Annotated in this window: 17 protein-coding genes; 12 read left to right on the top strand and 5 right to left on the bottom strand. The window is 51.0% G+C overall.

Translation table 11 applies throughout. The features are described 5' to 3' along the window. A partial coding sequence (locus tag BZJ18_RS14665) for an AraC family transcriptional regulator (protein WP_131825293.1) occupies positions 1-754 on the bottom strand: 754 nt, incomplete at its 3' end. A 93-nt stretch (positions 755-847) separates the two neighbouring features. On the opposite strand from BZJ18_RS14665, the gene BZJ18_RS14660 reads away from it, so the two are divergent. Beyond that, positions 848-2,230, top strand: a complete 1,383-nt coding sequence (locus tag BZJ18_RS14660; RefSeq protein WP_077457864.1) for an MFS transporter — start codon at positions 848-850, stop codon at positions 2,228-2,230. An 83-nt stretch (positions 2,231-2,313) separates the two neighbouring features. Here BZJ18_RS14660 and BZJ18_RS14655 read toward each other — a convergent pair whose 3' ends face one another. Together BZJ18_RS14655 and BZJ18_RS14650 are read right to left on the bottom strand one after the other, a co-directional pair. Next, the gene (locus BZJ18_RS14655) at positions 2,314-3,501 is read right to left on the bottom strand and encodes an MFS transporter (RefSeq protein ID WP_077457862.1); all 1,188 of its coding nucleotides are present in this window, start codon (positions 3,499-3,501) and stop codon (positions 2,314-2,316) included. A 248-nt stretch (positions 3,502-3,749) separates the two neighbouring features. Next, positions 3,750-4,529 (bottom strand): MipA/OmpV family protein, encoded by a 780-nt coding sequence (locus BZJ18_RS14650; protein ID WP_443216516.1) that lies wholly within the window; start codon positions 4,527-4,529, stop codon positions 3,750-3,752. 176 nt (positions 4,530-4,705) lie between these two features. Between BZJ18_RS14650 and BZJ18_RS14645 the strand changes: the two genes are divergently transcribed. From BZJ18_RS14645 to glpC, 7 genes are all read left to right on the top strand, one after another. Then, positions 4,706-5,410 (top strand): response regulator, encoded by a 705-nt coding sequence (locus BZJ18_RS14645; protein WP_077457858.1) that lies wholly within the window; start codon positions 4,706-4,708, stop codon positions 5,408-5,410. A 41-nt stretch (positions 5,411-5,451) separates the two neighbouring features. Beyond that, a complete protein-coding gene (locus BZJ18_RS14640; RefSeq protein ID WP_077457856.1) occupies positions 5,452-6,744 on the top strand; it encodes a HAMP domain-containing histidine kinase in 1,293 nt (430 codons plus the stop codon). Between the two features lie 111 nt (positions 6,745-6,855). Continuing rightward, a complete protein-coding gene (locus BZJ18_RS14635) occupies positions 6,856-7,623 on the top strand; it encodes a glucosaminidase domain-containing protein (protein ID WP_108743160.1) in 768 nt (255 codons plus the stop codon). Between the two features lie 8 nt (positions 7,624-7,631). Next, complete coding sequence (locus tag BZJ18_RS14630; RefSeq protein WP_077457854.1) at positions 7,632-8,315, top strand: YoaK family protein; 684 nt, start codon at positions 7,632-7,634, stop codon at positions 8,313-8,315. A 290-nt stretch (positions 8,316-8,605) separates the two neighbouring features. Continuing rightward, on the top strand, positions 8,606-10,303 hold the full coding sequence (gene glpA / locus BZJ18_RS14625) for an anaerobic glycerol-3-phosphate dehydrogenase subunit A (protein ID WP_077457852.1): 1,698 nt from the start codon (positions 8,606-8,608) through the stop codon (positions 10,301-10,303). Next, a complete protein-coding gene (gene glpB, locus BZJ18_RS14620; protein ID WP_077457850.1) occupies positions 10,300-11,613 on the top strand; it encodes a glycerol-3-phosphate dehydrogenase subunit GlpB in 1,314 nt (437 codons plus the stop codon). The genes glpA and glpB overlap by 4 nt, the downstream gene beginning before the upstream one ends. Then, a complete protein-coding gene (gene glpC, locus BZJ18_RS14615; protein WP_077457848.1) occupies positions 11,603-12,859 on the top strand; it encodes an anaerobic glycerol-3-phosphate dehydrogenase subunit GlpC in 1,257 nt (418 codons plus the stop codon). Before glpB ends, glpC begins: the two co-directional genes overlap by 11 nt. Before the next feature lie 63 nt (positions 12,860-12,922). Here glpC and BZJ18_RS14610 read toward each other — a convergent pair whose 3' ends face one another. Further along, positions 12,923-14,605 carry a BCCT family transporter gene (locus BZJ18_RS14610; RefSeq protein ID WP_077457846.1) on the bottom strand — a complete coding sequence of 561 codons (1,683 nt, stop codon included), beginning with the start codon at positions 14,603-14,605 and terminating at the stop codon, positions 12,923-12,925. Positions 14,606-14,928: 323 nt separating this feature from the next. On the opposite strand from BZJ18_RS14610, the gene BZJ18_RS14605 reads away from it, so the two are divergent. Then, positions 14,929-15,390: a DUF3429 domain-containing protein gene (locus tag BZJ18_RS14605; protein WP_232112141.1), complete on the top strand. Its 462-nt coding sequence runs from the start codon at positions 14,929-14,931 to the stop codon at positions 15,388-15,390. Between the two features lie 337 nt (positions 15,391-15,727). Here the strand turns inward: BZJ18_RS14605 and BZJ18_RS14595 are convergent, their stop codons facing one another. After that, complete coding sequence (locus BZJ18_RS14595; RefSeq protein ID WP_077457842.1) at positions 15,728-16,201, bottom strand: hypothetical protein; 474 nt, start codon at positions 16,199-16,201, stop codon at positions 15,728-15,730. A 334-nt stretch (positions 16,202-16,535) separates the two neighbouring features. Between BZJ18_RS14595 and BZJ18_RS14590 the strand changes: the two genes are divergently transcribed. The 3 genes from BZJ18_RS14590 to BZJ18_RS14580 all read left to right on the top strand — a co-directional run. Continuing rightward, positions 16,536-17,576: a substrate-binding domain-containing protein gene (locus BZJ18_RS14590; RefSeq protein ID WP_069588285.1), complete on the top strand. Its 1,041-nt coding sequence runs from the start codon at positions 16,536-16,538 to the stop codon at positions 17,574-17,576. A 66-nt stretch (positions 17,577-17,642) separates the two neighbouring features. Then, entirely contained in the window at positions 17,643-19,025 is a 1,383-nt protein-coding gene (gene pstC / locus BZJ18_RS14585; RefSeq protein WP_069588287.1) for a phosphate ABC transporter permease subunit PstC, read from the top strand. Then, on the top strand, positions 19,018-20,101 hold a 1,084-nt coding region (locus BZJ18_RS14580; RefSeq protein WP_077457840.1), incomplete at its 3' end, for a PstA family ABC transporter permease. The genes pstC and BZJ18_RS14580, both read left to right, overlap by 8 nt.

Raw genomic sequence — 20,101 nt, 5'->3', positions numbered from 1 at the left:
CGAGGTTAGTCACCATTGCGGTGAACGCACTTTGTGACCCATAACCTAGCTCTTGAGCAATGTAACCAAAGTCATAATCTTGTGCGAATAGGGCGGCCGCGAAAGTGAGCAATGCCTGATTTCGCCATTGGTTAAAGGTCATGGTCAATTCGCGCTTAAATAAGCGTGTCATGGTGCTCTCACTGGCACCAACCTGCCGACAAAGCGCGCTAAGGGTGAGCGATTGGTTAGGCTGGGTAATAAATAACTCGCACAAATGTTTAAGCCGCTTTTCCTTGGGCATTGGCAATCCTAATGGCAGGGGGGCGGCGCTTTTTACTTCGTCAATTAACAAAGACCATAATGCTTGTTCGCGCGGTGAGGGTTGTGGCCCTTTTGGTTCATGGATCAAGGTTTTCACGATGGCTTTGGCTAAGTCACTAACACGTAGGCAATGACAGTCACAATCCGCATGTTTGATTGAGTAGCTTGGATGCATTGCCACGTTATAAATCTGCGCGCCTTTAAGCAGGTAAGCTGCGTGTGGAGTGCCGGGAGCTATCCACACTGCATGTTGGGCAGGCACGACATAAGTGTGGTGAGTGGTTACGACTTTCACGATACCGCTATCTGTGAATGCTAGCTGGGCATAGGGGTGATGATGAAAAGGCGTATGGGTGCTATCTGTTGAGTGCTTAATCGCTACTGAAACAGGTCTGTCAGCTGAAGGGGCTACAAAGACTGATTTTGACGGCTTCTCTATATAACGTACCATATTGTCGATATTCCACCATGCGGTAATGGCTTACAAATACGCCTTGTCGGGATCGAAGTAAAGAAGATCCCCTTAATAAGCAAGGAGTATGTGATGACAACAATCCAGCAACCGTTTCACTCCCACCAAAAGTGGGTGATAGCAACTGTAATATTTGGTGCATTGCTACCACTGATTGATACGACAGCGATTAATCTTGCTGTTCCCGCGATGCAACAAGGTCTTCATAGCGACGTCACCAGCATTAAATGGGTGATTATTGGCTATTCACTGTTTGCAGTGATGACGGTGGCTTTGTGCGCTTGGCTCACGCGCAAAGTTGGCGCCACTCAGCTTTGGCTCGCCGGCCTTCTACTCTTTACGGTGAGTTCAGCGCTATGTGCAAACGCAGCCAGCCTAGACATCATATTGGTGGCTCGGGCGCTACAGGGAGTCGGTGCGGGTATTTTAATGGTGGGAATGCAAACGCTACTGGTCAAGGCAGTAGGTCGAGAACAGCTAAAGCAAGCCATGACCATTGTTGCCATGCCCGCTGTTATAGCCCCCATGTTGGGACCGGTACTTGCTGGTTACTTACTGAGCGTGGGTGATTGGTCTTGGTTATTTTGGATCAATGTACCGATAGGCGGCGTGGCGCTTGTTCTGTCGTTTTTTGTGCTGCCTCGTGAGCATGCTGACGAGGAAACGCGGTTAGATGTGTTGGGCGTGCTATTGGTGAGTGTAGGGGTAGGCTCCATTCTTTATCTTGCGGTATGTTTAGACGATGTTTCGTCAACAGGACACGCGCAGCAGTGGAGCATGCCTGTACTGGCAACAATGTGCAGTTTCTTTGTATGGGGGTGGGTAAAACGTCATTTTGCCGCTCTAGGCGACAATGCACTGATACGTTTAGCGCCGTTGAGTATTCCCTCATGTCGGGCAAGCCTAGTGTTACTCTTTCTCGCGAGTCTGGCCTTTTATGGTGGGTTGCTTGCGATTCCACTGGTATGTCATGAAAGCTGGCAGCTCACAAGTATGCAAACTGGCTTCATGCTCGGTATGCATGGTGTAGGGACGCTAATGTCGCGCCGTTATTTAGCGAAGTGGTGCGCGCGTTACCCGGTCAGTCGAATTGCCGCAATCGCGCTTTTTATCGGGGTGACAGCGTCATTGGCGTTGGTTTTCGTTGGTAGTAGCCTTATCGCATTAGCGATGACAATGCTTATGCGAGGCGCAGGACTCGGTCTATTAACGTTGCTGGCTATGTCACACACATTTAATGACACGCCGCAATTTATGGCGCCCGATGCCAGTGTGCTATCGCGTCTGGGAACACTAGCGGGTGCGACCATAGGACCGATGATTATCATGGTGGTTTATCAATGGACGCCAGATGACTATCAAGCCGCATGGACACTCTCTATGCTCGTCGTGATGCTACTTGGCGCGATAGGGCCAATTTTACAATTGGCCCAGACTGAAGACGCTACGTGTTGAGTGTCTTAGTCGGCAGCGTGAGTCTGCCGCCACTTTTTAGGTTTTTTGGGTGGCAGGAATGAAAGGTCATCGGGCAAGATGGATTAGGCATCCGGGCACTTTGTCGCTACTGAGTGAGCGCTTTGGCGTAGAATCCCGATTTGAATAACGATAGCAACGGCCGCTACGGCGGCGGCAGCGTAGACAAGCTGAGTCACCGAAAGGCCGTGGCCGAGCCACAAACCACCTAATAGGGTACCCACCGCACCTCCTAAACAGTTTGACGAACTATTCAGTGCAACCACCGTGGCGCTGTGCTCCGGTTGGAGACTAATCAGCGTATGTTGCTGTGGCGCAAGCGACGACCAACCGGCGGCGCCCCACAAGAAGAAGGGTAAAAAGGCCATTATTGAAGTTAACGACAAACTGCTCGGAATATTCAAGCTATTAGGAATGCTAAAGATAGCCACACACATCAGCGTCAGTACGCCGAGCAAGATGGCTCGTGGGTGTTTTACCCAGTCGATCAAATGGCCGATGGTGAAGCTCCCCACCATGCCGCCTAGCCCCCAAACCCATAAATAGGGTGTGAGGTTAGTTTTTTGTGTGATGCCCGTAATCACAGGTGCGAGGTAAGCGTAGAGCCCCAAGCTAGCGACAGCAGTCAGGAAGGTGACAGCAATGGTGGCAGACACCGAGCGATTGGCGAGCAATGCGACACGCGCTTTCAGCGATGGCGGTGGCGCGACACAGATATGGGGCACCCCAAGCAGCACCCCAATCAACCCAATAAGCGCGATACCGACTACAACGGCGAAAACGCCTTGCCACCCCAGCCAAGTGGCGAGAGCAAGGCCGGCAGGTACGCCGATGACAGTACCTGTGCTCATGCCACCCAGTAACAGCCCTAGTGCGCGACCTTTCTTTTCTGCTGGCACCAAAGAGGCGGCACTCGCCGCGGCTAAAGGCGAGAAAATACCGGCGCCGATACCGGCTAGCGCACGACTTGCCAGCAACATGCTTAAGTGCGTGCTGAATATCGTGACAAGGTTAGCGAAGATAAACACCAGCATCGATAGCACGAGCGCCTTTTTGGTTGGAAAGCCCGCCAACAATGTCGCCAAGATTGGCGCAGAAAGGGCGTAGCACAAGGTAAAGGCCGTCACCATCTGTGCGGTTTGCGCATCTGTGATGTGAAAGCTGGTCGAAATGTCCGGAATAATGCCCGCCACGACATAGGCATCCATCCCGAACGCAAACATGGCAATGGGTAAAAATAAAATGTTTTTCATGGGCATCCTAGCGCATGAGTCAGAGAAAAGTCGCGTATTTGTCGCCATTTAGCGTGCGATGGCGAGAGGATAAAAGCGAGTACCTATGTTATGCGTTAGGAATGTAACAAAATGTGACTGAAGGCTGCAATCACAACCCATTGAAATAGATTATGATGGAGAGGCAACTATTTTTGACAATATAAACAAAGCCTTATGCGGACGGGGTCGGAGTCGACCACCGGATGAGCCGGTGGTCGACGTGTTATTTAGAAGTGATAGCTAATCATCGCTTGAGCTGCCCATTGATTCGCGCTATCGACGATTGGCGAATCAGCAATGTCGCTGCCTAATCGCGTATATTGTGTGGTTTGGCTAATATCCCAGTTTTGACCCATCGGCACGACAAGTTTGTAGCCAACATTGTAAGCAAAGGCGTCATCACCTTTATAGGCGGCGCGTTGTGCCGTGGCTTCGCTGTCTTTCACGCCAAAGTAGTGGTCAACATAGTCTTTGCTCAACCAATCAACACCTGCATAAGGTACAAGGTCAACATTGCCAATGTGGGTGAGGTGCATGTATTTCATACCTGCATTGAAGCCATCGTATTCACCGGTGATGTCATGACCTACATAGGTAGACAATACGCCACCTTTGCCTGTGTTGATGTCCATATTGATACCGCCATCAATGGCTGGATCACGATCTTTCATGCCTTTAAGAATGTCTGCGTCTTTGCTTTTGTAGCCGGGAGTTAAATGACCGATATAGGCATTGAGGTTAATGGTGTCGTCATTGTTACCCAAGAAGCGGTAATTAAGGCCATGGGCAAGGTCAGCGTTAAAGTTTTCGCCGTTGTAACCTAGGTTAAATTGCGGATACGTATTTTTGTCTTGGTCTTGATAGAGATCGCTGGTGGTACCTACGCCAATGCTGGCAACAGCTTGGCCTTCGTGTGAGTAGATGTTGCCGTTACGAATATAGGTGTCGCCAGCATATGCAGTACTAGAGGCGATCGCTGCGATAATAATTGCAAGTTTTTTCATGATTACTTCCTTTAATGATGTTTACCACTGGGGTTGGTAGTAATGTAAGCGCCGCGGCGACCAGAAAGTATCCTCAGTTCGTCCAGACATTGTCTGACATCTGTCAGAGCAGGAATCAGTTGAATCGATTGGGCAATTGGTATACTTGTTACCTTTTAGTGATGATGTGACGAATCAAAATGGAAGAGAAACTGCACCTGTTTGTGGTCGAGGATGACCCCAAAATGCGCGCATTGTTAACGGAATACTTCGAAGCGCAAGATTATACCGTAACCGCATTGGCAGAAGGCACAGGCGCGGCAGAACAAATATTGGCAGCACAGCCTGATCTGGTATTGCTGGATCTCATGCTGCCCGGCGACGATGGGCTGACAATTTGCCGACAGATCCGCAATGGTTATCACGGTAGAATTTTGATGTTAACCGCCAGTGATGACGATTTTGATCACGTGGCTGCGTTGGAAATTGGAGCCGATGACTTTGTCAGTAAACCGATTAAACCCCGCGTGCTTATGGCGCGTGTACGTATGCTGTTGCGTCGTCAATCAGAGACAGCTATGCCGTCTACGCCGTCAGGGCTATTGCAATATGGTGACCTTGTGCTCAATCAATCGCGTCGGCAATGCCAATTGAATGAACAAAGTATCACGTTAACGGAAAGTGAGTTTGATCTTCTCTGGCAATTGGCCTCGCATCCCGATGCCGTGCAGTCGCGAGACACGCTTACTCAGGCACTGAGAGGGATTGAGTACGATGGCATCGATCGAACTGTGGACAACAAAATTGTTACGCTGCGTAAAAAACTGATGGATGATTCTGCTAGCCCACGCCGAATTATTACGGTACGGGGTAAAGGCTATTTATTTGTGCCTGATACTTGGTAGTACTTATCCAAGTACAATAGGTCGTTGGATTGAGGTAGGGCATGCGCCGCATTTATTTAGAGTTCTTCTTTGGCTTGGTCATCATTTTCTTTGCCAGCTTGGTGACGTATGTCGTCTTGGTGTATGAAATTACCGATGATCATGATGCAATTCTTTCAGAGCGACGAGCGGATGGCCTCGTTGATATGCTCGATATTATAGAGGCAACCTCTGGCACGGAAGCGGCGCTGGATGCACTGAAGGCATACACTCATAAAGTTGAATACGCGCTAGATACTCATCCGGTTGAGCACTTGCCTGTCGCGGTAAAAAACTATTTCGACCGTATAGACCGACAATTTGATGTCTACTACGACGATGATGACAAGTTGTGGTTCCACCTTGCTGATATGAAAATATTTTATACCTTGAGAGAGGATCCGGAATCCCCTCTACACCGTGCGATAGCATTTGAAGATAACTTGCTGATCGTTTTTCTTTTTGTTGGCTTTGCCATTTACAGCTTTTTTATGGTGTGGTTTTTAAGCCGGCGTGTTCGCGCGTTAGAGAAAACGGCTTTACAGTTTGCTGGGGGAGACTTAAATGCCCGCGCATCAACACGCAGCCACCAACGTGTCGGGTCGCTGAATCGTACCTTTAATCATATGGCAGACCGCATTGCCAATCTTGTGAGTAGCAGTCGCGCACTGACCAATGCGGTTGCGCATGAATTGCGTACTCCCGTGTTTCGTATCCAGTGGCAAGCAGAGCTGTTGAGTGAGAGCGCGCTGGACAATAAGCAGCAACAAAAAGTCGCCAGTATCATTGAGGATACCGATGAAATGGCATCGTTGGTTGATGAGCTTCTGTATTTGGCACGTGTCGATCACCCTAATACACCTTTTAGCCTGGAGAGGTTGAATACTTCGATGTGGCTACACGATGAATGGCCGCGTTGGCAGACGCTGAGCACCAAGTCCGYGAGCTTGAATGCACCGCAAGATTTGCCCTGCATTGAGGCCGACCTGCATTTGCTTAAACGCGTCATCACTAACTTAATTGGTAATGCGGAGAAGTATGCGGTAAGTCAAATAGCGGTGCGTGTCTATTGTGAGGACACTCAGCTGGTGATCGCGGTACACGATGATGGTGAGGGTGTGGATCCATCACACTGGCCGTTTATTTTTGATGCCTTTTACAGTGCGAACCGCTCCCGCGATAAAAAGCGCTCAGGCTATGGTTTAGGGCTGGCGATCGTTAAACAAATTGTCACCCGCCACGGCGGTCATGTTGAGATTGATCATAGTGATTTAGGCGGCGCATGTTTTCGGGTGATCTTACCCATAAAAACATGATGTCACGCTGCTAGGGTCTAAGTTGATAGGGCAGCAGTTGATAGGGCAGCATTCGTCGCCATCAGGTATTTCGCGTATAATAGCGCCCACATCGACAACATTAGGGGCACTATGAAACATCGTACCTTCGTCTTTATTGGCATGGCGATTTTTGCCGTGACCGTCACCATTTTGGTTTCGCGCCAGCAGCCCAAAGCTCCCCTTGTTCCTGATTTCCAATCTTTTGCCGCGGGGGCAGAGCGCAAGCAGGCGTTTTTTGATTACTTCACGCCCGTTGTCAATACGATTAATAGCCAAATACGGGCCGATCGTACCGCATTGTTGGCATGGCATGCGCGTAAAAATGCGTTAAGTAGCCGAGAAACAAAACGCGTCCAAGCGCTGGCGAATCAGTACGAGTTAGCAGACTTTGATGTTAGCCAGGAAGCGAATTGGATGGCGCTGATCCAACGAGTGGATATCATTCCGCCGTCGTTGGTGTTAGCGCAGGCAGCCAATGAGAGTGCGTGGGGCACGTCGCGGTTTGCGCGTGAAGGGAATAACTACTTCGGACAGTGGTGCTTCAGCAAAGGGTGTGGACTGGTGCCCCAGCAACGTGCGGAAGGGAAAGTGCACGAAGTCGCAGCCTTTGATAACCCGCAAGCCTCGGTACAAAGCTACGTCAACAACTTGAATACCCATGCCGCGTATCAAGGGCTACGCGAGATCCGCGCCAACCTGCGTGAGCAGAATAAACCGTTGTCAGGTGCAGCACTTGCCAATGGGTTGGTACGCTATTCAGAGCGAGGCCAAGCCTATGTGGACGAGTTACAAGCGATGATCCGCCACAACCAACTGGACATGCTCGACCAGCCATCCTCCTCATCCAATAACGACTAGGAAAGCCAATGATTACCCGTTTGCCTCGGTGGGTTGAAGCCGGGGCGTTTGTGTTAGCACTGATCGCCGGTACCATCAATGCGATCGGTTTGTTGGGCTTTGAACATCAAGCCGTGTCGCATGTTTCAGGCACCGCAACGCAATTTGGCTCGGGGTTGTTTGCAGGCCAATGGACACAAGTTATCCAATTGGGTGGCTTATTGTTGGCTTTTTTCCTCGGTGCCGCGATTTCCGGATGCTTATTGCATGGCAGCACGCTTAAATTGGGCCGTCACTATGACTCGGCACTGTTTGTCGAAGCTGGGCTGATTATGGTGGCGTTTTATTTTCTGTCTCGCGGGTTTGCCATTGGTCAGTTAGCCGCCTCGGCTGCGTGCGGCTTGCAGAATGCAATGGCGACCACCTACAGCGGCGCGATCGTGCGCTCAACCCACTTAACTGGCATTTTTACCGATTTAGGATTGATGCTAGGGGGGAAGCTGCGCGGCAATCCAGTGGATAAGCGCAAACTGATGCTCTTTTTACTGATCGCGTCTGGCTTTATCGTCGGCGGGGTAGTGGGCGCAGCGCTCTTTGCGCACTTCCATTTTGCTGCCCTGCTGTTTCCCGCAGGGTTATGTTTTGTGGTGGCTCTGTGTTATCGCGGGTATATGACACGCCAGCGTTTAGTGACCGGCACCAGCAGTAAGTAATTATACAACCTATTAACAATGCGCGTTTTCGCGCATTTTTTAAGGTATTTGTTGTGCATCGCATCGATTTTGATCATTTCACCCACTCTTCACGGTGATTGTCGAGCCAACTCCTTGTGGCGGCGGTTTCCTGTGTCACCATTCGCGCGTCTTTTGGTGGCTAARAGTTTGTCTTAAATCAAACAAGTGTGAGTTTGCGTTTCGAATTCGCGCATTATGTGATGATCTCGCCGTCTTTGTGACACGGAAAATGCCACACTCCCGTTACGATACAGTAACAAGGAGGCCCCATGCCTAATAGCCAGTATATTGAAACGGATGTGGTCATCATCGGTGGGGGTGCAACCGGCACCGGCATCATGCGAGATTGCGCACTGCGTGGCATCTCATGCATTTTGCTCGAACGTGACGATATCGCGGCTGGGACATCGGGGCGCAACCACGGCTTGCTGCATTCTGGGGCTCGTTACGCGGTCACAGATACCGAATCGGCACGCGAATGCATCCAAGAAAACACCATTCTTAAATCTGTGGCGCGTCATTGCGTGGAAGATACCAGCGGACTTTTTATTACCTTGCCGGAAGATGATTTGGCGTACCAAGACACCTTTATTGCCAGTTGCGATAAAGCCGGTATTCCGACCCGAAAACTGACACCACGTGAAGCATTAGCGTTCGAACCCAACGCGAATCCGGCGATGATTGGTGCAGTGCAGGTGCCGGATGGCATTATCGATCCGTTTCGCTTGTGTGCCGCGAATGTGTTGGACGGCAAAGAGCACGGCGCCAAGGTGTTTAACCATACCCGAGTGATGGGATTAATTCGTCAAGGGGCGACGGTGCAAGGCGTCCAGTGTTTGCATACCCTCACCGGCGAGCGTTTTGCCATTATGGCGAAGCAAGTGATCAATGCGGCAGGTATTTGGGGGCAGACAATCTGCGAGTATGCCGATCTGAATATCAAAATGTTCCCCGCCAAGGGCTCATTGCTGATCCTCGACTATCGGATTAACAACCGAGTGATCAACCGCTGTCGGAAACCGGCAGACGCTGACATCTTGGTGCCCGGTGACACCATTTCCTTAATCGGCACCACCTCTGAGCACATCGAGTACGATCAGATTGATAAGCTGGCAGTGACGCCACAAGAAGTGGATGTACTGATGCGCGAAGGGGCTAAACTCGCCCCCATCATGGCCAATACGCGCGTGTTGCGCGCCTACGCGGGTGTGCGGCCGTTGGTTTCGGTAGATGACGATGGCAGTGGCCGTAATATCAGTCGTGGCATTGTGTTACTCGACCACCAAGCACGCGATGGGCTGGAAGGTTTGATCACTATCACTGGTGGTAAGCTCATGACCTATCGTTTGATGGCCGAGCAAGCCACAGACTTGGTGGCTGAAAAGCTGGGTAACCGCAACCGTTGCCAAACTGCGACCCGTCCGCTACCGGGCTCTGAGCCTTCTAAAGGGATCCGTAAAGCCAGCGCCAGCTTGGTAAAACCTGTCTATCAATCCGCCTATTACCGTCATGGTGAGCGCGTTAGCCATTTTTTAGATGAAAGTGACGATAGCCAAGCAGTGATTTGTGAATGCGAAATGGTGACCAAGGGCGAGGTGAACTATGCCATTCAATCGTTGGATGTGAAAAATCTCACCGATCTGCGTCGGCGCACCCGTCTGGGTATGGGGCCTTGTCAGGGCGAGCTGTGCAGCTATCGTGCCGCTAGCTTATTTAGTGAACTGGCTGGAGTAGATGGTCAAGCCAGTGCAGGGCTGCTGGTGGACTTTCTCGAAGAGCGCTGGAAAGGCGTGAAACCCATTTTTTGGGGTGATGCGCTACGCGAAGCCGAATTTAGCTATTGGATTTATCAAGGATTATTTGGCGCCGGTGAGGTGCCAACGCCGCCGAAGACACCACACAGTAGCGCTGAGATAAAGCGTGCTACATCGTCGACGTCAGCGGCTGATCAGGAGGTATCACAATGATCCACTACGATATCGCAGTGATTGGTGGCGGCATTGCCGGGTTTACTGCTGCATTGCGGTCACTGGAAGCGGGCAAGAAAACCGTGATGATTAGCGCCGGACAAAGCGCGCTGCATTTTTCTTCAGGCTCGATTGATGTATTAGGCCATTTCCCCAATGGCGAGCCGGTCAGTCAGCCTTTTGAAGCGATTCCGAAACTGGTGCGCCAACATCCTGAGCATCCGTATGCCAAAGTCAGCCTAGATGAGATCACCCAGTCACTCGCTTGGTTCCAACATCAAGTGAGTGCGCAAAAGGTGTGTCTATATCATCAAGAAGATAACGCCAACCACGGCCGTATTACGCCATTGGGCACCGTGCGTCCGACGTGGCTGTCGCAAGGGCATGTGTATCAGCATCGCGGCCCGCGACGTTTCTCTGGTTTGTGTTTTGTCGCCATTGAAGGCTATCGCGATGCACAGCCGACCTTAGCGAAAGATACCATTACCGCCCAGCGTGATTTTGCATCCTGCCCAAGTCGCACCATTACTTTGTCGATTCCGGGTGCTGAGCGATTACGCCGTAACCGCAACGAGCTACGCTCGGTGGATCTTTCCCGTTTATTGGCTGAACCTGAGGCGTTTGACAGCCTGTGCGAGCAGTTAATTGCGCAATCCGGCCCAGATGAGCTGGTGATTTTACCCGCCATCATTGCCGATGTGGCGGGTGAGCGAGGTATGGATGCGCTGAAACAGCGCACCGATCGCTGTTTTCACGAAGTGCCAACCATGCCGCCTTCGCTGCTGGGGATCCGTATTGAGCGTGCGTTACAGCGGGCCTTTGCTAGCGCGGGTGGAGTATTGCTGCGTGGCGATCAAGTGACCGGCGGTGAGTTTGACGACAACGGTCGCCTTACCGCCTTGCATACGCGTCAGCTAGAAGATATTCCGTTAACCGCAGAGGCGGTGATCTTGGCCACGGGTAGCTACTTTAGCCGCGGTCTCAATGCCGACYGCACCCAGGTGAGCGAACCGACGTTGGGGTTAGATATGGTGCAAAGCCCTGATCGGAGCGAGTGGCGCAACGACGACTTTTTCAGTCAGCAAAGCCACCCCTTTATGGCGTTTGGCATTAACACCGACAACCAACTGCGGCCCACCGCACGCGGCAAGCGCTGCCAAAACCTGTTYGTGTGTGGTGCGGTACTCAGTGGTTACGATCCCGTCTATGAAGGCTGTGGCGGTGGCGTCGCGATTGCAACCGGCTACGCCGCCGCGCAACGTGCGCTCGCGGTGATGGCGAGCGCTAAGGAGGCGTCCCATGCTAACTGAATGGCTGAAACAGCGCGACTATAGCGACCATGCGCCGCAACCCACCAGTTTTGACCAATGCATTAAATGCACGGTCTGTACTGTGTATTGTCCGGTATCAAAAGCGAATCCTGCGTATCCTGGCCCCAAAGAGTGCGGCCCAGATGGTGAGCGCCTGCGGATCAAAAACCCTGAGTATTATGATGATCTTCTCAAGTTATGCACCAACTGCAAACGCTGTGAGACCGCCTGTCCTTCCGGGGTAAAAATTGGCGATATTATCGCGGTGGCGCGCGGCAAACACGGCAAGAAAAACATCAATCCTAAGCTGATGCGTGATTACGTGCTGAGTCATACCGACTTGTTTGGCTCGCTTGCTAATCCAGTCGCGCCACTGGTCAACGTGATGACCGATCTGAAACCAGTGAAGGCGGTGATGCATGCCACGATTGGGGTGGATAAACATAAATCCTTACCTAAGTATTCATTTGGCACCTTTCGGCGTTGGATGAAAAGCCAAGCGGCGGCACAAGCGGATTATCCCAAACAAGTCAGTTACTTTCATGGCTGTTATGTGAATTTCAACAATCCGCAGCTTGGTAAAGACTTGGTAAAAGTGATGAATGCGATGGGGTATGGCGTGCAATTGCTCGAGAAACATAAATGTTGTGGCGTGCCTTTAATTGCCAATGGCTTTTACGATAAAGCGCGCCGCAACGCGACCGCCAATACCGCGATGATTGCCGATGCAGTTTCCGAGCAACGCCCAGTGATCGCCACTTCATCATCGTGTGCGCTGACGTTAAAAGAAGAGTATCCCCATGTACTGGGAGTAGATAACGCTCATGTGGCAGGGCAAATCAGTTTTGTGACCCGCTTTTTACTCAAAGCGGCCATGAATGGCGAGATGCCCAAGCTCAACCCAATTAATAAACGGGTGGTTTACCATACCCCTTGTCACTTGGAGCGAAGTGGTAATGCGATGTTTACCATTGAGCTGTTGCGTATGATCCCAGGCTTAGAGGTGATTGTGCTCGATAGCGAGTGTTGTGGCTTGGCAGGCACCTATGGGTTTAAAACCGAGAACTATCAAACCTCGATTGCCATTGGCAGTGGCTTGTTTGCTCAGATTGAAGCCGCGCAGGCGGATTTTGCGATCACTGACTGTGAAACCTGTAAATGGCAAATTGAAGAAAACACGTCGCTGGAAGTTTTGCATCCGGTAAGTGTGCTAGCGATGGCGGTTGGAGAGCCAGCAGCGTCGTAATATTCGTCGCAAAGAAAAACGCCACCCAATGCGGTGGCGCTTTTGTTACGTGCCCAGTCAGATTTACTGCTTAGCTTGCGATGTGCTCGATGCAGTCGATTTACCCATCGACTCTTCAAGCAAGGATTTCAGCACACTGATTGTCATGAGGATCAGAAGAATACTGATAGGCAATGCGGTGACCATATTGGCCGTTTGCAGTGCCTTCAAGCCGCCTGCGACCAACAGCACGGCGGCAACCGCCCCGATCATCGACCCCCAAAAAATACGAAAACGCTTCGGTGGATGCTCATTGCCCATTGAAAGGATCGTGGTAAGCACCAGCGTGCTAGAGTCCGACGAGGTGATAAACCAGCTAAATAGCAAGAAAATCATCATGGCATTGAGGATCCATCCCGTGATGCCACCGCCGGTGATCCCATCGGCACTGGCAAAGAGTGCAGCGGGTAAGTCCCAGCTATTCACCAAATCAATGATCCCTGCGCTACCAATCCCAGCGTCAGCGACAAGCTCTTGATGGAGGGCATTGCCACCAAAGATAGCGAGCCAAGCAAAAATCATTAGTGTTGGCGCACACAGCACACCAAAAATAAATTCGCGTAAGGTGCGACCGCGTGAAATACGCGCAATAAACAGGCCAATAAAGGGCGCCCACGCAATCCACCATCCCCAGTAGAAAATGGTCCACGCATTTTGCCATGCCGAGGGGCCTTGCTCATCAGGGAACCACAGCCCCATTGGCATAAAGTTCACCAAGTAGTCACCCAGCGAGACGCCAAAAATCTGAATCAGCCAAGCTGTCGGGCCACCAAACAGGAAGTAGGCGATCACAAGGGCCGAGACAATAATGTTCCACTCAGAGATAATCCGAATCCCTTTACCCACGCCAGATAGCGCAGACATAATGGAAGCCACAGAGATCAGCGCAATGAGTATTACCTGAGTGACTACGCCGGGATCAATCCCAAATAAACGATCCAGCCCCACGGCAATTTGGCTGACGCCTAACCCCAGTGAGGTCGCAACCCCAAATACACAACCCAGCACGCCAAGAATATCGATGGCATGCCCCATCGGGCCATAAATACGCTCACCAATGAGTGGATAGACGGTCGAACGTAGGGCCAGAGGCAGTTTCTTACGAAACGAAAAATAGGCCAACGCGAGCCCGACAATCACATACACCGCCCAGCCATGAAAGCCCCAATGGAAATAGGTGACTCGCAACGCATCGGCGGCACGGTCAAAGCCCATGGCGGTCGCCCCAGCCATATCGGCATACGGGTTGTTGGGGTAGCCGAACGCACCACTTGTATCAAAGTAGAACGTGGGTTCGGCTACCCCAAAAAACAGTACGCCAATCCCGACACCAGCCGAAAAAAGCATGGCTAACCAAGAAAACGTGCTGAACTCGGGGCGATCGTCATCATCTCCCAGACGGATGCTGCCTAAGCGCGTGACGGCAATGATCAAACTGGTCGTGAGAAGCAGCACTAACACCATCATGTAGTACCAACCAAAGGTGGATTCGACCCAGCCTCGTGCAGTTGCAAAAATCGTGGCAGCAAGATCGGTGTTAAAGCCTGTAAACAGAACGAAGGCGAAAACCAGAAGGGTAGCGGCGATCATCATATTTTTGTGAACGCCTTTGAAAAGGCCGCTTTGGGTTACGCGGTTTTCAAATGGGTGATAAGTCGGGCGCATTGATTCGGCGCCGGGTGTACTTCGTGTACGTTGCGTTGACATGAATAACTCCTCTTTCAAACGCGAAAAATTAGGGTAGCGGTAAGCGCTAATGGTGCTCCTTAAACAAGCGGAAAAATTGACGAACTACCGGCTCGCCGCATGGCTGCTGTCGGCAAAAGTTGGCAGCCTGTGAAAACGAATTCGGGCAGCAATGTACTCAATATTCGCTATATTTGCAAAAAACTGAGGGATAAATCACAGCTAAAAGCTGTAAAACGCCGAGAAAATCAGCAAAAAATGTCGATAAGACGACCAAGTTAGACTGGGCTTCGTATACTGAAAACAGACCTCAACGTGACCGTTTTTTTGATGGGAGTAGCTTCATGAAACCTCAACCTTCTGCTCGCGATACCATGCTGCAACTTGGCTATCTGGGTTTGGTTCCGTTTATTGGCGGGGTAATTATTACTTGGGCCGATTTAACCTTATTTGGACTCAGTGGTGAGCAGCTATTTTTAAGCTACAGTGCGGTGATTTTAAGCTTCTTATCTGGCGTGTTGTGGGGTAATGGTATCGATCATTTTTCCCATAAACTCAGCCGTAATGCATTATTGCTGAGTAACTTATTCGCTCTACTGGCATGGGGTGCACTCATTCAAGGGGCAACGCAATACGTGATCGCCACTGGTATTCTGACTGCGGGTTACTTGGCGGTATGGTTGGCTGAAAAATGGATCCGAAAGAGCGAACGAGAGGAAGAGCAGCCCGCCGCTTACCAAGTGATGCGTGGCCGTTTGACTGCGGGTGTTGTGGGCTGTCATGGTTTACTGTTACTGGTGGCATAACGTCTGATTTTGGCCTACAGTCGCGAGTTTTTGTGACAATGAAAAATGGACTTAGAGTGAACCTATCACAGTGATTGGTCGTCCCCTTAGCTTACTGAAAAAAGAATAATTAGTCTTTTATCAATGCCAATAGGTGTAGCGGGGGGCAAAATGACGATCATTCAGTACCTACGTGTGGTTTTTCTCACCCTTAGTGTGGCGGTAGCAGCAAGCGGTGCCTACCTTTTTAGCGAAATTAACACAGTCAAAACACAGTTTAACGACGTTGTTGAACGAAATGTTCGACTTCTTAGCACCGTCTCTGATAACCGGCGCATTTTTTGTGGGATGAACTGAACTAGCGAAATAAATAGAGAGACAGAAAGTAATTCACGTTGTGATTGATGGTTCGCAGTACCGCGGTTGTGCTGGCGTTGGTCTGTTCAGACACATCCCAGGGTACAAATTTGCCATAGCTGGGCAGTGCAAGGCCCGATTGCACTGCGGCGGGCGAAAGGGCGACTAAATAGTCAACATAGTTTAACGATAAGCCGGCCAAAGGCACCGGCACAATGTCCGCGGTTGAGATTTGAAATTGAATCAACGCCCGTGCGGCCGGCTCGGTTGCCATGTCAGGACTAGTGTGACAGCACACGATCTCAAAAAACGCTCCGGCTTTGTTCTGCATAATGGCGCTTGCCATTAACGAGGCGCCCTGAAGCCCATCACACAAAAACAGAACCGACGGTTTACTGGGTTGGGATTGGGTGTTTTTTATTCTCGCCCGATGCGACTTAATTGAGTGCGCGAGGCTATCGTTTGGCTCGGCCATGATGAATCCTTACGGCTGTTCCCTGTTTTACGCCAGGATGCTGTGCAGCCCCATGCTACACGACTTAATTGGTGCTTTTATCCGCTTATAATCGGTGTTGCAGCAAGAAAAAGCTTGGCTATATCCTAGCGATACCGCCGCGCAACGCGAGCGTGTGAGCGCCAATTTTTGCGTTGCTTACCAAAGGATCGGCCTGTCATTAAAGCTTCATCGTCTCATCAAGGAAGTGTCACGAACCCTGCTTAAGGTGTTTCACAGCTAACCGAGTTCTTCGTCATGTGCAGGTTGGACAATTTGCACAGCACTAACTTAAACAATCGACTTGGAGGTTGATGTGAAACTCAAAGCTCTCTTTGCTGCTACTACAGTATCAATGGCCGTATTGGCCGCGGGTAGCGCAACGGCCGCAAACCGTGACTACATTAGCATCGTTGGCTCTTCTACCGTTTACCCTTTTGCTACTGTGGTTGCTGAGCGCTTCGGTCGCACGTCGCAATACTCAGTACCCAAAATCGAATCAACTGGTTCAGGCGGTGGCTTGAAGCTGTTCTGTGCAGGTGTGGGTGAAAATACACCAGATATCACGAATGCATCACGCAAAATCAAAAGCTCTGAGATTGAGCGTTGTAAAGCCAATGGCGTAGACGACATCGTCGAAATCAAAATTGGTTATGACGGCATCGCCTTTGCGAACTCAAAAGCATCGCCACAATATGACGTATCACTGAAAGATCTTTACACCGCACTGGCTAAAACCGTGCCAGACGGCAAAGGCAACTTCATCGACAACCCACACAAAACGTGGAAAGACGTGAACCCATCGCTGCCGAAAACCAAGATCGAAGTGCTAGGTCCACCACCAACGTCAGGTACACGTGATGCGTTTGTTGAACTCGCCATGGAAGCAGGCTGTTCTCAATATCCTGAAATCGCCGCGCTAGAAGACAGTGATGAAGACAAATTCAAAGCCATTTGTCACGGTATGCGTGAAGATGGTGCCTTTATTGAAGCGGGCGAAAACGACAACTTGATCGTGCAAAAGCTTGAAGCAAATCCAGATGCGTTCGGTATCTTTGGTTACAGCTTCCTCGAGCAGAATGCCGATAAAGTTCAAGGCGCAAAAATTGCCGGTGTTGAGCCGACGTTTGATGCGATTGGTAGTGGCGAGTATCCCGTATCACGCTCACTCTACTTCTATGTGAAGAAAGCGCATGAAGATGTCATTCCAGGCTTGAAAGAGTATGTGAATGCCTTTACGGCAGAAGATGCTATCGGCGAAATGGGCTATTTGACCGACCGTGGTCTGATCCCATTGGCAAGCCAAGAATGGAACAACGTACGCACTGCAGCGGTGAACCTAAACCCGAATCTGTAATTGCAGTGTGAACGCGAAAAGGTGGCACACGCGCTGTGTCACCTTTATTCGTGTTCAGGAGGAACAATGACCACATCCATGTTGATGACCGTAATTGCGCTGATTGCAATTTCAGGCTTCTTTCTTGCTCGAACACGTTCAATCAAACTGGCCGATATGGCTGGTGGATTGAGCAAGCTTCACTCTCGCCCCAACTACTATGGCTCCTATGTTGCGATTCTCGCCGCCATTCCGGCGTTGATTCTACTGCTGCTATGGCAAGCCGTGGAGCCGAACTTGATCCACAGTTTGGTGATGGCACAGATCCCTGATAGCTACCTTGTGCGCATCAATAGCCATGATTTGGTCTATAGCCAAATCGGGAACATTGCCAGTGGCATCACCCAAACTGACGATGCTGTCTTGTTAGCGGCGGCTGAACACTATCAATCCCTCCATGCGTTAGGGAACACCTTGCGTTTTACCGCCATGACAACATTGGCGTTGGCCGGATTTGCCTTTGGGTGGCGCTCGCTGCGGCCGCGGCTAAGGGCCCGCAACCGTGTCGAGAACGTGATGCAGGCGTTTTTGCTGCTGTGTTCGACGTTAGCCATTCTGACCACGCTAGGCATTGTGCTCTCAGTGCTGTTTGAAGCCCTGCGCTTTTTCCAGATGATCTCGATTACCGACTTTATCTTCGGGACGGAGTGGTCACCGCAAATTGCTTTGCGCGCAGATCAGCAAGGGGCAAGTGGCTCTTTTGGCGCGATTCCGCTGTTCACCGGCACCTTGATGATATCAATTATCGCCATGTGTATTGCCGCACCAGTGGGGCTGATGAGTGCCATCTATCTCGCTGAATACGCCTCACCGCGCGTACGCAGTATCGTGAAGCCGATTCTTGAAATTCTCGCTGGTATTCCGACCGTGGTGTATGGCTTTTTTGCCGCATTGGTTGCGGCACCGGTGATCCGCGACGTTGCACAAGCGATCGGGTTTGAGAGTGCATCCTCGGAAAGCGCGCTGGCGGCAGGGTTTGTCATGGGGGTGATGATCATCCCATTTGTGTCTTCATTATCCGACGACGTGATCACCGCCGTGCCGCAGTCATTGCGCGATGGCTCGCTCGGATTGGGGGCGACGCCATCTGAGACCATCCGCCAAGTGGTTATTCCAGCCGCGTTACCGGGCATTGTCGGGGGGCTCTTGCTTGCCGTATCCCGTGCCATTGGCGAAACCATGATTGTGGTCATGGCCGCTGGCCTTTCGGCTAACCTCACCGCGAACCCACTTGATTCGGTCACCACGGTTACCGTGCAGATCGTGACTCTTCTTGTGGGCGACCAAGAGTTTGATAGCCCGAAAACCTTGGCCGCATTTGCACTGGGTTTGACGCTCTTTGTTGTGACGCTAGCGCTGAACTTTGTTGCGCTCCGTATTGTGAAGAAATATCGAGAACAATATGACTGATAAAATTGCACAGATCGCGCAAAACAAGCGCGCGCGAGTAAAAGCAGGCCTTGCCAAACGACGCGGACGCGAAGGACGCTTTCGTTGGTATGGCATTGGGTCGATTTTGTTGGCGTTTACGTTTTTGGTGGTATTGCTTGGGTCAATCATCTCGCAAGGCTATACCGCCTTCTACACCACAGAAATTCGCCTCACGGTCGATTTAAGCGCCGAAAAGCTTGGCATTGAGGGCAAACCGCTCAATGATGAAACATTGCAATACCTGAGCTATCGCTCGGTTCTGGCCGATGCCATTTTTGCTACCTTGCCGGACGTCACGTCGCGTACAGACAAGCGCGAGCTATTCCGTTTCCTCTCCACAGGGGCGGAGTACGATTTGCGCGACCGTGTCGCTGCAGACCCCAGCCTTGTTGGACAGCAAATCGATATTTGGGCGCTTGCTGGAGACAACGTCAACCAATTCAACAAAGGCAATATCGACGGCAACTTACCGGAGTCTTATCGTCAGTTTAAAGACAAGCACATTGGTTGGTTCAACCAACTGCAAAGCGATGATCGGATCCGTACCGTGTTTAACACCCGCTTTTTCACCAATGGTGATAGCCGCGATGCCGAACTCGCTGGAATTTGGGGGGCGACGGTCGGATCCTTCTACACCTTATTGGTCACCTTAGTGCTGAGCTTTCCGATTGGGGTAGCCGCGGCGATTTACTTGGAAGAGTTTGCGCCACGCAACCGCATTACCGAGATAATTGAAATTAACATCAATAACCTCGCGGCGGTGCCTTCGATTGTGTTTGGTTTGCTGGGGCTGGCGGTATTCCTCAACTTTGCTGACCTACCGCGTTCTGCGCCGGTTGTGGGCGGCTTGGTACTTACCCTTATGACGCTGCCAACCATCATTATCTCCAGCCGTGCCTCTATTAAAGCGGTGCCACCCTCGGTCCGTGATGCTGCGTTAGGGGTAGGGGCCTCTAAGATGCAAATGGTGATTCACCATGTGCTGCCATTAGCGATGCCAGGCATGCTCACCGGCACCATCATTGGGATGGCACAAGCGCTAGGTGAAACCGCAC

Source organism: Salinivibrio sp. IB872 (assembly GCF_001995345.1).
Lineage (GTDB): Bacteria > Pseudomonadota > Gammaproteobacteria > Enterobacterales > Vibrionaceae > Salinivibrio > Salinivibrio proteolyticus.
The sequence above is the reverse complement of the archived record's forward strand: the minus strand, read 5'-3'. Positions and strand labels throughout refer to the sequence as shown.